The organism is Streptomyces sp. NBRC 109706, assembly GCF_000974485.1.
Lineage (GTDB): Bacteria > Actinomycetota > Actinomycetes > Streptomycetales > Streptomycetaceae > Streptomyces.
Window position 1 is genome coordinate 553,187 of the sequence record NZ_BBOM01000008.1, and the last position, 13,460, is coordinate 566,646.

At 72.2% G+C, this 13,460-nt stretch carries 5 protein-coding genes; all 5 read right to left on the bottom strand.

The window, feature by feature from the left end:
- Window positions 1–5: 5 nt before the first annotated feature.
- The 5 genes from AOM46_RS19510 to AOM46_RS19525 all read right to left on the bottom strand — a co-directional run bounded on the left by AOM46_RS19510 (window position 6) and on the right by AOM46_RS19525 (window position 13,459).
- Window positions 6–7,226: a non-ribosomal peptide synthetase gene (locus tag AOM46_RS19510; RefSeq protein WP_062213647.1), complete on the bottom strand. Its 7,221-nt coding sequence runs from the start codon at window positions 7,224–7,226 to the stop codon at window positions 6–8.
- Between the two features lie 8 nt (window positions 7,227–7,234).
- Window positions 7,235–10,528 carry a type I polyketide synthase gene (locus AOM46_RS19515; protein ID WP_062213649.1) on the bottom strand — a complete coding sequence of 1,098 codons (3,294 nt, stop codon included), beginning with the start codon at window positions 10,526–10,528 and terminating at the stop codon, window positions 7,235–7,237.
- Window positions 10,528–11,778, bottom strand: a complete 1,251-nt coding sequence (locus AOM46_RS19520) for an MFS transporter (RefSeq protein WP_062213651.1) — start codon at window positions 11,776–11,778, stop codon at window positions 10,528–10,530. Before AOM46_RS19520 ends, AOM46_RS19515 begins: the two co-directional genes overlap by 1 nt.
- Window positions 11,779–11,923: 145 nt before the next feature.
- Window positions 11,924–12,070: a hypothetical protein gene (locus AOM46_RS34080; RefSeq protein ID WP_158920495.1), complete on the bottom strand. Its 147-nt coding sequence runs from the start codon at window positions 12,068–12,070 to the stop codon at window positions 11,924–11,926.
- A gap of 90 nt (window positions 12,071–12,160) precedes the next feature.
- Window positions 12,161–13,459, bottom strand: coding sequence for a hypothetical protein (locus AOM46_RS19525; RefSeq protein WP_158920497.1), 1,299 nt, complete (start codon window positions 13,457–13,459; stop codon window positions 12,161–12,163).
- Window position 13,460: the final 1 nt, after the last annotated feature.

The following is a 13,460-nucleotide window of genomic DNA, read 5'->3' on the forward strand; positions in this document are numbered from 1 at the left end:
GGCTGTCAGTGGGGGGCGTCCTCGGCGAGTGCTGCTTCGAGTTCGGCTCGGAGCAGTGCCACGTACTCGGCGGCCCAGGACTCGATCGTCTCGCGGTTCCAGAGGTCGGCCGAGTACTCCACGGCTCCCTTCAGGATGTCGTCGATCGGGCTCAGGATCAGGATGAACTCCGCCCGGGAGGCGGCCGGGGCGATGTCGTCCACGGTCGTGGTCACCCCTGGCAGGTCGATCCCGGTGTCGAGTGAACTCTCGTAGGCGAGGCCGATCGGCAGGGTCTCCGGCATGGTCACGCCCCGGCGTTCCCGCAGGGCGGGGGCCACTCGGCGGGGTTGCATGGCGTGTTCCATGCTCAGGATGGCGGCGCGGCCGACGCGGTCGGTCAACGCGGTGAACGAGCCCTCTCGGGCGTCGCGCACCCGCAGGGCGAAGGCGCTGGCTGTGCAGCCCACCAGTGATTCGAACGTGTGGTTGACCCGGCCGGCGTAGGAGACGTTCAGCAGCACGTCCGACTGCTTGGCCTTCTCGGTCAGCAGTCGGCCGAGCGCGGCCGCCGTCACCACGAAGGGGGTGGTGGCCCGCCGGGCGGCCAGCCGTTCCACCTGCGCGCGGACCTCGGCGGGGACTATGAACTCGACGATGCCGCCCCGGCCGCTGAGGGCCTTCGGCCTGGGCCGGTCCAGCGGCAGGTCCGGAACAAAGGGGGCGTCGGCCAACTCCTCCAGCCAGTACTCGGTGCGGCGTGGACTCGTCGCCCGGATGTGTTCGGCCTGCCAGCGTGCGTACTCCACCGGTTGCGCAAGCTGGGGCGGCAGTCCGTGGTCCTTCGTGCCGGCGGCGGCCGCGCGGTAGAGCGTGGCGAGGTCCTTCAGCAGCACGCTCACTCCCCACCCGTCGCAGGTGCAGTGGTGCAGCACCAGCAGCAGGACCCACCTGGCGGGGCCGAGGCGCAGCAGCTGGGGGGCGATGACCCGCCCTTCGAGCGGGTCGAGCGGGGTGTCGGCGGCCGTCAGGGCGAGGCGCCGCACCTCGGCCGCCTGCTCCGCCGCCGGCAGCGAGGCGAGGTCGAGGAGGGGCACCTCCAGGGGTTCCGGTTCCAGCACCTCCTGCCGCCAGGAGCCGGCGTCGGTGTCGTCCCGCACCAGCCGGGTGCGCAGCGCCTCATGACGGACCGTCAGTTCGCTGAGCGCGGTGCGCAGCGCCTCGGGGTCCAACTCGCCGTCCAGGGTGAGCTGTAGCGCCACATTGAGGACCTGGGGCTTGCCGTGCCGGGAGTGGAGGGTGGCGAACCTGCCCTGCTGTTCGCTGACCGGCCCCTCCCGTTCCACCCGCCTGGAACGTGCGGGCCCGGTGTCGGTCAGGAACTCCGTCACCGCCCGCAGCGTGGGTTCCTGGTAGAGGTGGGAGAGCGGATACTCGACGCCGAACTCCTCCCGGAAGCGGTTGACCAGGCGCATCGCCGTGATCGAGTGCCCGCCCAGATCGAAGAGCGAGACGTCGGGGTCGATCGCCGAGGGGTCGAGATCGAACTCGGCCGCCCACAACTCCCGCAGCCGGGCGTGGTGTTGCCGCGCCGGGGCGGCCGGCTGGTCCAGGGAGACGCGGAGAGTGGCCGGCGGGAGCTGTGCCCGGTCCAGCTTGCCGTTGGCCGTCAGCGGGAGTTCGTCGAGGACGGCCCAGGCGCGCGGCACCAGGTACTCGGGTAGCCGGTCGGCCAGCTGGCGTGCCAACTGGCCGGCCCAGGCCCGCCGTTCGCCGTCGTCGACGGGGGCGACGGGGGCGACGGGGGCGATGGGGACGGCATAGGCGTCCAGAACGGTCTCGCCGCTCTCCCTCTGCCGGCCCACCACGGCGGCCCGGCGCACCCCGTCCAGGCGGCCGATGACCTGGGCCACCTCCTCCGGCTCGACCCGGAAGCCACGGATCTTCACCTGATCGTCGGTTCGGCCGACAAAGACGAGTCGGCCGTCCGTGGTCCAGCGCACCAGATCGCCGGTCCGGTAGTAACGGGATCCGGTTTCGGTCGTGAAGCGTTCCGCCGTGAGATCGGGCCTGTGCAGATAGCCCGCCGCCAACCCGGGCCCTGAGACCAGCAGTTCGCCGACGGCGCCGACGCGGACCGGCTTGTTCGACTCGTCCACCACGCGCACCCGGGCGTTGTCCGCCGGTCGTCCGAGCGCGATCGGCTCCTCGGCGGCGTCGTCCCGGTGCGGCGTCACCGCCCCGCCGAGGCAGAGCACCGTCACCTCGGTCGGGCCATAGACGTTGACCGTCTCGTAGCCGGCCTCGGGCCTGGGCCGTACCCGCATCGCCTCGCCGCCCAACAGCAGGTGGCGCAGTGGGGGTTGGTCCGCCACCGGCAGTCGGAGCAGCTGCTCGCCGAGTGCCGTCGGCAGGATGCTGAACGCGATCTTCCGCTCCGTGTACCAGCGGGCCAGCGCGAGCGGATCCCTGCGGACGGTCTCCCCGGCGAGGACCAGCGTTCCGCCGGCCGTCAGCGCGGGCCAGATCTCCAGCAGGGAGGCGTCGAAGCTCTGGCCGCAGACCACGGCGCTCCGGTCGTCGGCGGTGAACGCGAAACGCCGGTGGTGCCAGGCGCAGAGGTCGACGAGGCCCCGGTGGGTGAGCACCACGCCCTTGGGCACCCCGGTGCTGCCCGAGGTGTAGATGACGGAGGCCGGGGAGTCGCCGTCCGTTCCGTCGGCCGGCGGCCGGGCGCCTGCGGCGGGGGCGGGTGCGTCGGGTGCCAGCACGGGCACCGAGGCGGGCAGCCGCAGCGCGGCGGCGCCGGCCGGGTCGCTGATCACCGCACGTGCCTGGCTCTCCGCGATCACCTGGGCCGCGCGGGCGGTGCCGAGCGACGGGTCGAGCGGCACATAGGCGGCGCCGGCCTTCAGCACCGCGAGGAGCGCCACGACCAGATCGGCCGAGCGGGGCAGCCAGATCGCCACCACTCCGCCTGATCCCTGCCGGCCGAGCGCGGCGGCCAGCCGTTCCGCCCGTGCCTCCAACTCCCCGTAGCTCAGGGTGGCTTCCTCCGACAGCAGCGCCGGATGCCCGGGACGTTCCGCCGCCTGTCGGGCGACCCAGGCGTGGACGGTGGTGTCGGGGACGGGGCGCACCGGGCCCCGCTCCCAGCTCTCCGGTACCTCGTCGCCCTCCGCCACGGTCGCCGTCGCCGGCGATGGGGGCACGGGGTGGGAGAGGCCGGAGAGAGGGGCGTCGGGGGCGGCCGTCGCGGCGGCGAGCAGATCCCGGAAGACGGCGAAGAAATCGTCGACGGTGCCGGCGTCGAACAGGTCCGCGTTGTACTCCAGATGGCAGCGGACGCCGTCGGGACCGTCCGTGAAATAGACCGTCAGATCGGTCAGCGCCTTGTCGGGGCCGGCGTCCAGAGGGACGGCCTCGACGCCGGGGAGGTCGAAGCGGAACGGTTCCGCCGACTGGAACTCCGCGAGGGTCTGGAAGATCGGCGTCCGGTCCGTCCCGCGCGGCGGCGCCAGCTCGCGCACCACCCGCTCGAACGGGGTCCCCGCGTGGTCATAGGCGTCCAGGGCGATCCCGCGCACCCGCTCCAGCAGCGTCGCGAACCCGGGATCGCCGGAGAGATCGACCCGCAGCGCGAGGGTGTTGACAAAGAAGCCGACCAGATCGGCGGCCTCCCTCGGCCGGTCCGATACGGGCACCCCGACGATCACATCCTCCTGGCCGGTGACCCGGTGCAGCATCGCCGCCCAGCCGGCCACCAGCGCCATAAACGGGGTGGCCCGCTGGCGCCGCGCCAACTCCCGTACGGCAGAGGAGACTTCGGAGTCGAGATGGTGGAAGACGGCGCGTCCCTCGGAGGACATCCGGGCGGGCCTGGGCCGGTCGGTCGGCAGTTCGAGGACGGGCAGCTCGCCGCCGAGCGTGCGCAGCCAGTGCGCCAGATCCCGCGCGCCCTCGCCCTCGCCCCCGCCGTCGTCGGCCGCCTGTCGCTGCCGCGCGTAGTCGGCGTAACTCCAGGTGAGGGCGGGCAGTCCGGCCGGTGTGCCGTCGCGCTCGGCCCGGTAGAACGCGGAGAGGTCCCGGCTCAGCACGGTGGCGGACGCGGCGTCCACCACGATGTGGTGGAAGGACATGACCAGCACCTGCTCGTCGGCGCCGGTGCGCACCAGGCGGCTGACGAACAGTGGTCCCGCCTCCAGGTCGAAGCGGCGGGCGCTCTCCGTCGCCAGCGTCTCCCGGACGGCGGCCTCGGGGCGTCCGCCGCCGTCCACCACGGCGAAGTCGGGATCCACCGCGTCCAGCACGCGTTGGACGGCGGACTCGCCCGCCGGGCGGAAGACGGTGCGCAGCCCTTCGTGACGTTCGACCAGTCGGCGCAGTGCCGCGTGCAGCGCCCCGGTGTCCAGGGGGCCGCGCAGTCGGATCGCCGTCACCTCGTTGTAGGCGGTGCGGCCGGGGAGCAGCCGCTCCAGGAACCAGATCCGTTCCTGTCCCGGGGAGAGCGGTGCCTCGGCCACGGGCGGCCTCCGGTCCAGGTGGCGGCGGCGGAGTTCGTCCAACCGGGGGAGCCCGGCGCGGAGTTGGTCCGGGGTCACGCCGAAGTCGACCAGCGCCACGATCTCGTCGGCGCCCGCGTCGGCCACCGCCTGGGCCACCGGCAGTGCCGATTCCACATCGCCGATCAGCGCGCGTTGGTCGCAGTAGCGGCCATAGGCCCGCTGGAACACGACCTCCAGATCGTCCTCGCTGAGGGACCGCAGATCGGTGGTGACGCCCAGGCTGTTGGTGACGCCGCTGAACAGGGCGAGGGAGGCCCGCATATAGCGGGCCATCGGCCGGTACGCCTCGGCACGGGCCGTGTCGTGGTCCGCGCCCAGATAGGTGTGCAGCAGGACGGCCACCCGCCCGGCGGCCGGATCCAGCCCGTGCCGGGCCCTGGCGGCCCGGTAGCGCGCGATGTTCTCCCGCAGCTGGTCGACGGTCTGCGTCATCAGATTGGTGACGATGCCCAGATCGTGCTCGGCGGCACGCTCATAGGACTCCGGGTTGCCGACGACCGCCGTGTAGCAGGGCGGCGCCGGCTGGACCGGGCGCGGGAAGAGCCGGATCTCGCGCTCGCCGTCCCCGGTCCTGCGGCGCAGCGCCTCGCCCCGCCACAGGGCCCGGACCTGCGCCAGCTGCTCGTACAGCTCCTCCTTGTGCCGGCCGTAGCGGTCGGGGAAGAAGACGAAGTCGTCGGCGTTCCAGCCGCTGGCCACCCCGAGGCCGATCCGTCCGCCGGAGAGGTTGTCCACCATGGACCACTCCTCCGCCACCCGGATCGGGTCGTGCAGCGGCAGGACGACCGAGCCGGCGTTGAGCCTGATCCGCTCGGTCTCGCGGGACAGGGCGGCGGCGAGCACGGCGGGGTTGGGGAAGAGGCCGCCGAAGGAGTTGAAATGGCGTTCGGGCATCCACAGCGAACGGAATCCGTTCCGGTCGCCGAACCGGGCCGCCTCCATCAGGAGTTCGTAGCGGCCGTCCTTCGGGGCGGCGTCCTCGTACTCGGCATCGCTCCCGGCATCGCTCCCGGCATCGTTCCCGGTGTCGTTCTCCGGGTAGTCGCCGAAGAAGTAGAGCCCGAAGTCGGCGCTGCGGGGCTCGGCGGCCGTGGTGGCGACCTCAGCGGTCGCGGCCGGCTTCGGGGCAACCGGCCTGGAAGTGGCCGGGGCGGCGCGGTCGGTGGGGAAGAAGCCGGCCGCCCTGAGTTCCCGCAGCGAATCCCGCACCGCTTCGGCCACCTGCTCGATATCGCCGTCGGAGTGCGCGGTGGAAAGGAAGAAGTTGCGCCACTCCCAGACATGCACCCCGCGCAACATCAGGTGGTAGTAGAGGAGTTCCATGTCTGCGTGGTGCTCGAACCGGAACTGGGAGCCGAACCAGCGCATCCGCAGCGGGAACTCCTCGGCCTCGAAGAAGCCGTTGAGCGCGGTGCCAAGCTCCGTCGTCCTGGCGTTCAGCCGCTCCTGAAGCCCCGGGCCGCGCTCCTTGAGATGGGTGAGCACGGCGCGGGCCGCCGTCATCGACACCGGGTGCTGGAGATAGGTGCCGCCGAAGAAGGTGGTGTCGGCGGGCGGGGCGCTGTCGTCGCCATAGGTCCAGTACCCGCCGTCGACGCCGTCCAGGATGTCGGTGCGGCCCGCTATCGCGCCGATGGGGAAGCCGCCGCCGAGCAGCTTGCCATAGGTGGCGAGGTCGGGGGTGACGCCGTACAGCTCCTGCGCGCCCCGGAGCGCCGGGCGGAAACCGGTCAGCATCTCGTCGAAGAGCAGCACGATGCCGTGCCGGCTGGTCAGTTCGCGCAGTCGGCGCACGAACTCCACCGGTTGGAGCGCGGGGTTGCGGCTCTGCACCGGTTCGACGACGACCGCCGCGATCCGGTGCGCGTCCCGTTCGATCGCGTGCAGCGACTCCTCGCTGCCATAGGTGAGCACGGTCAGTTCGGCGACGGCGCTCTCCGGGATGCCACGGGAGACGGGTACGGTCCGCTGCTCGGTGCCCCGGCCGGCGACCCGGCCCAACACCTGGTCGGCGTGGCCGTGATAGGCGCCCTGGAAGGTGACGATCCGGTCCCGGCCGGTGGCGGCGCGGGCCAGCCGGATCGCGGCCGCGTTGGCCTCGGTGCCCGAGTTGGCGAAGGCCACCCGCTCCAACCCGGTGAGTTCGGCGAGCAGTTCGGCGGTCTCGCCGGTCTCGACGCTGCGCGGGCCGAGCCGGATGCCATGGGAGAGGTGTTCGTTCACGGCCTCCCGCACGAAGTCCGGGTCATGGCCGAAGAGGAGCACCCCGAAGCCCATGGTGATATCGGTGTAGGCATTGCCGTCGATGTCCTCGATCCGGGCCCCGGCGGCCCGTCGGGCCGCCACCGGGTAGAGCATCTCCTTGGTCGATCCTCGGAAGCCGACCACGGCCCTGCTGTCGGCGAGTCGACGCCGGTGGCGCTGGGCGAGCCGTTTGGAGGCGGCGGTCCTGGCGGTGTAGCGGCGCACCAGATCGTCGAGATGCTGCTGCTGGGTGCGGGGCGAGGCGGCCCGCACCATCCCGCTGTCGGGGGTGATCTCCACGCGTGGACCGTGGGCGCGCGGCGGGTGCGCCGGTTCGGCCGTTCCGGTGTCCAGCTGTTCGGCGATGGTTCGGGCGAGTCCCGCCATGGCCGCCAGATCCCGGTCCAGGGCGGCGGTCAGGCTCTCCGGTTCGGTCATCCGGCCGCTCACCTGGCCACCCCGTCGTCCGCCCTGGCAGCCGTGCTGCTGTTCTGCAGCGCGAGTAACTGGCTGAGCTGGGTCATCATCTGAACCTGTATCTGCGACATCTGCTGGACTCGGAGCGCCAGCTCCCGCAGCTCCTGTCGGGTGGCCAACGCGGCGTCGTCGGCGTCGTCGGCGTCATGGACGGTCCTGGCGGGTTCGGCGATCGGCTCGACCGGGGACGGTGCCGGTATGGGTGGTGCGGCCGAGACCGGTGCCGGTATGGGTGGTGCGACCGGGGCCGGTGCCGGTATCGGCGGTTCGACCGGGGCCTGGGCCTGGGCCGTCGGCAGTCGGGTGGCGATCAGGTCGGCGAGCCGCCGGGAGGTGCCCGTTTCCTCGAACAGCTCCCGCATGGTGACCTTGACCCGGTGCTCCTGCTCGATCTCCCGCAGTACATTGATCATCAGCAGGGAGTCCGCGCCCAGTTCGAAGAAGGTGCTGTCGGCCGGCACCGACCCAGGGGCCTCGCCCAGGCTCCGGGCCAGCACATCCAGGATGCCGTCCAGGATCTTGAGTGCGGTTCTGTCGCGGTCCTCTGTCATGGTGCGTTCCTCTCTCGCCGTCGAACGGGATGCCCGGGGACTGGCCGGTGCCGGGGGAGTGGCCGGTTTCGGGGGCCTGGGTGGGGCCCCGATCCAGTGGGATCGGTGCTGGAAGCGGTAGCCGGGCAGCGGGACGCGCCGCCCCCCGGTACCGGCCAGAAACGGCTCCCAGCGGACGTCGACCCCCGCGCGGTGCAGGGCCGCCGCCGCGCCGAAGAGGGTGGTCAGCCCCGCGCCCCGACGCAGCGAGGGGACGGCCGGCAGGCCCCTGGCCAGACCGGTGAGCGTGCCACCGGGACCGATCTCCAGCAGCACGGCCGGCCGTTGGTCGCGGACGGCCCGCAACGCCTCGTCATAGCGCACCGGTTGGCGGGCATGACGCAACAGATGGTCCCGGTCCGGGCGCCAGCCGGCCGGCAGGGTCCGGCCGTCGACGGCGCTGATGAACGGGACGCCGACCGGCGCGAACGGCGTCCGCTCCAGCACCGCGCCGAACGCGTCCAGCATCGGCTCCACCAGGGCGGTGTGGAACGCCCGGTCGACGGCGAGCCGCCGGTGCGGCACGTCGCGTTCGTCGAGCCGGGCGCAGAGCCGGTCCACCTCGGCCACCGGCCCGGCCAGCACCTGGGAGCCGGCGCCGTTGGTCGCGGCCAGCTCCAGCGGCGGCGCCGCCCACGCGAGGGCCGCCTCCCGGTCCAGCGCGACGGCCACCATCGCGCCGGGCGGACAGTGCTGACGCGTCAACCGGCCCCGGGCCGTGACGAGTTCGAGGCCGTCGGCGAGCGAGAGCGCCCCGGCCGCATGGAGCGCGGCATAGGCCCCGACGCTGTGCCCGGTCACGGCCCCCGGGGTGACGCCGGCCTCCGCCCAGAGCCGGACCAGGGCGCACTGCAGCGCGAAGAGCGCCGGCTGCCCCGTCTCCGTCGGCCACACCGCCGACGGATCGGCGCCGGCCAACAGCCCGGTCAGCAGCGGTTCCCCGGTGATCCGGCGGTGCCGCTCGTCGCAGGCGTCCAGCACCTCCCGCACCACGGCGAACCGCTCGTACAACTCGGCCGCCGCGCCCGGGCGGAGGGCGCCCTGCCCGGTGAACTGGAAGACGACGCGGGCCGGTTCGTCCCCCGGCGCGGGCGCCGAACGGGGGCCGGCGAGCCAGGCGTCGACGGCGTCCGCCAGCGCCGCCGGGGTGTCGCCGCGCAGCGCGATCCGGTGGCGGCCGTGGGAGCGGCCCAGGGCCGTGGTCGTGACGAGGTCGGCCAGCGGCAGATCGGCCCTGGTGCGTAACGCGTCCCGCAGCGAACGGGCGTTGTCGGCCAGCGCCTCCGGGTGGCTCGCCGAGACCAGCAGCACATCGGGCGGCGCCACCGAGGCGACCCGTGGCACGGGGGCGGGCGCCTGCTCCAGGACCAGGTGCACATTGGTGCCGCCGACCCCGAGCGAGGTGACCCCCGCCCGCCGGGGCGTCCCGGTCTCCGGCCAGGGGAGCGGGGAGCGCGGCACATAGAACGGGCTGGCGTCCAGCTCCAACAGCGGATTGGGCTCCTCGAAGCCGGCGATCGGCGGGAGCACGCCGTGCTGGAGCACCAACAGCGCCTTGACCAGGCCGGCGAGGCCCGAGGCCACGTCCAGGTGCCCGATATTGGCCTTGACGGCGCCCAGCGCGCAGTAGCCGGTGCGGTCGGTGTCCTCCCGGTACGCGGCGGTGGCGCCCGCCAGCTCGATGGGGTCGCCCTTGAGGGTGCCGGTGCCGTGGGTCTCCAGATAGCCGATGGTGTCGGCCCCGACCCCCGCCTGGTCCAACGCCCGGCGGATCGCGGTCTGTTGACCCCGTGCGCTGGGCGCGGCATACGCCCTCTTGTCGGCCCCGTCGTTGCCGATGCCCCAGCCCCTGATGACGCCGTGCACGGTGTCGCCGTCGGCCAGGGCGCGGTCCAGACGTTTCAGCACCACGGCGATCACCCCGGTGCCGCCGACGGTTCCGTTCGCTGCCGCGTCGAACGCGCGGAGCCGGCCCGTTCTGGAGAGGATCGAGCCCTTCACATGGTGGTAGCCGAGGACCTGCGGCACATGGACGGCGGTCGCGCCGGCGAGGGCGATATCGCAGTCGCCCGTCAGCAGGGACTGGGCGGCCAGCTGCACCCCCACCAGCGAACTGGAACACGCCGTCTGCACATTGACGGCCGGACCGGTCAGATCGAGACGGTAGGCGACCCGGGTCGCGTTGAAGTCGGTGAGGTTCCCCACCAGCACCTGGAGGCCGGCCAGCCAGTCGCCGATGTTCTCGTTGGGCAGCACGTTGTTCCGCAGATACGTCTGCAGCTGGTAGAGGTGGTAGCCGGCGCTGGCGAAGACCCCGATCCGGCTGCCGTCCCGCTCGTCGGGGTGCCCGGCGTTCTCCAGGGCGTGTTGCGCGCACTCGAGGAACAGGCGCTGCTGGGGATCCGTCAGCGCAGCCTCGCGGGCCGTCATCCCGAAGTGCCGGGCATCGAAACCGTCGATGCCGTCCAGAACGGCGGAGATGCCCACGAAGTCGTCGCGTTGATATAACTCCTCGGGCACGCCCGCCGCGCGTAACTCGGCGTCCGTGAACCGGGTGAAGCGGTTCTCGCCGGCCAGGACCAGCCGCCACAGCGCCTCCGGTGTGTCGGCGCCCGGCAGCCGAAAGGCCGTTCCGATCACCGCGATCCGTGTGTCGAGCCCGTTGTCACCCATCAGCTGCTCCCCTCCCGAACCGAACCGCCGCCCCGCCCGGGTCTCTCCTCCTCGGGCGGCGGTGGGCGGCGCACCACCAGCACGATCAGCAGGGCGGAACACAGCACGATGGCCAGTCCGTGCAGGGCGGCGACCACCGTCAGCGGCGAGAACGCCTCCAACAGCGAGCCGCTGACCAGCATTCCCAGCCCGAACCCGGCGTTCTCGGCGGAGGCGGAGAGCCCGAAGAGCCGCCCGCGCCGCTCGTCGGGGACGGCCTGCAGCCGGGACACGTAGATGACCTCGGTGACCCCGTCCGCCGCGCCGGCGACCAGCGCGACGGCGAGCGTGGGCACGGTCGGCAGTCCGCTGAACACCAGGATGAACGCCGCCGACATCACGATCGAGCCGACCGCGAACGCCCGCTCGCCCGGGGTGCGTCCGCTCCGCGAGGTGACGCGGACGAGCACCTGCTGGGCGATGATGACCCCCACCGCCCAGGTCGCCCAGAACTGGCTGATGAACGTGGCCGGATGGTCCGGGTCCAGCGCACTGGAGTAGACCGGCAGCGCGACATTGTGCGACGAGGACCCGAGACCGTCCACCGCCCGCAGCGCGATCATCGCCATCAGCACCGGCGCGGTCGCCAGCAGCAGCCGGACGGACCAGCGCGCGCCGTCCGCCTCCTCGTCCCCGCCCTTCTTCTCCTCGGCCAGGGCCCTGGTGCGGATCGGCAGCGCCAGCAGGACCGACGCCGACACCACGAACGTGCTCACGTTCAGGACGAACGCCGCCGAGTAGCCCAGCTGCGCGACCACCACACCCGCCGAGGAGAAGCCCGCGATCATGGCGAACGAACGGCCCGTCACCAGCCAGCTGTTGGCCCGCGTCCGATGCTCGGCCCCCACGATCACCGGGATGCTGCTGCGCAGGGCCACCTGGGAGAGCGTCGAACAACTCCCGGTGATCACGGCGAGCCCGTACAGCAGGACCACCCGGCTCGCGTCCGGCGCCAGCAGCAGCGCCAGCAGCGCCGTGGCCTGACAGAGATCGGCGCCGACGATCAGCCGTTTGCGGTCATAGGCCGAGACCAGACGCCCGGCGACAAAGCCGGCGCCGACGCTGGTGCCCAGCCGCACCGCCATGAAGAGCCCGGCGGCCAGCGCGCTTCCCGTGACGTCGTAGACAAAGACGTTGAGCGCCACCATGTTGAGGTAACTGCCGTACGCGGATATGCCGTTGCCGAGCACGAGCAGCCGGAAGTGCCTCATCCACACCCTTTCCCGTACCACGGGAGAGGGCGCACGGAGCACCGCCCCTGCCCCCCGACCCCCACCTGTACCTGTCAGCTCGGACAAGCCTTCCCCACCCGCCGAGTGATTCACACCAGCCGGGGACGGGGGTCGGGGGGCCGGCTCAGTCGGACATCGCCGCCGGCGCCCGGCTCAGTGCCTCCACCGCGCTTTCCTCCGTCATCGCGACGAGATTCTGGTCGTCAGGGACGTGTCCGCCGATCTCGCCATGGACCATGTCAGGACCGACGCTGTAGTGAGCCTCTAGCAAGCGGAACTTCCCGTCCCGGTCGAACCGGGTGGCCGTTCCCCCCGAACTCCCTGGTGAACTCGTCGCCCCCGACCGGCAACGTGACCGGCATCAGCCCTCCAGCGCGCCCAACACCAGCCCCAGGGTCTCGACCATCTCCGATTCGCGGACGATGGTGTAGTCCCGGTCGTCGTGGTGTGCCTTGATCTCGATGGTCACCACATCGTCGCCGGCGAAGTAGCGGGCCTGGACCATGGACTCCCCGGTGTAGCCGTTCTCGCGGGTGATCAGATAGCCGGGTGATTCGACGGGCGGTGCCCAGAGCGTGGTGCCGAACCAGTCCAACTCGTCCGCCAGCCTGGCGTTCAGCCAGATCTCCCGAGGCTGCCTTCTCGGGTTCAGCAGATACGGGGCGACGTTGACGTGCACCCGCAGGATCTCCTCGGTGCTGCTCGCCTCGTGGACTCTCGAAGGGGGGTCGTACCAGCACGAGAACCCAATGGTGTCGTCGGGGTCGACCGGGCCGTTCCCGCCTCCCCACTCCAACGGGCGTTCGGCTTCCAGCACCTCCGTCAGCGCGTCGCACCGGTTCTCGTCCTCCAGGGCGAGGGTCGGGTTGTCGAACTGCCCGAGACCCGGGTACTCCTCGCCAGCGAAGGGGCTGACCAGCGGAGGGCGTGGGGTTTCGCCGCCGCCGAGCGCGGTCACGATATCGGCGGCCTCCGCCAGCCCGTCCGATTCGAAGAGCCCGCCGGACGGCTCGCCGTTGAGGTACTGCCAGCCGCTGATGGTCAGTTGGTAGGTGGTGTCCTCCGATCGGAAGGAGGCGTGGACCTCGCCCCCCGGACGGTACTCGGGCTCCACATGGCTGGCCCATCCGGCCTCGCCGGCCGGGAACGCGAGCAGCGGACCGAAGGCGACCGGTGAGCCCAGCTCGTGCTGCTGATCGACGTTCCGCAGCAGCGCCTCGTAGCGGTCGCGGGCCGTGTCGCCCCGGACGGCGAACAGGGAGGCGTGCACGTCGTTGGAGCCGCTTTCCTCCAGGCTGGATACCGGAGTGATGTAGGCGCAGCTGATGCCGTCCCCGCTCTCCTCGGCCTCCAGGAAGAGGTAGTTGCGCGCTGTCATCACCTCGGTGACGGCGGCGCAGAACGCTTCCGGACCGTCGGCGTAGCCCAGTGCGTCGGCGTCGGGGAAGGGCAGCTCGTCCAGCTCCCGTGCCGGGTCGAGGACGACATCCGGCTCCGCGCTCTCGTCCCCGGTGAGCAACCAGGTGCCACCGGAGCCGGCCAGAAAGGCCAGCAGCAGGCCGATGACGAGCGGCGCCCGCCGCCTGGCCGGGCGGTCCGACACCGGTGCCTCCGCCGGACTCTCGTCCCTCGCCGGCTCGCCGACAGCTTCGTCTGTCACT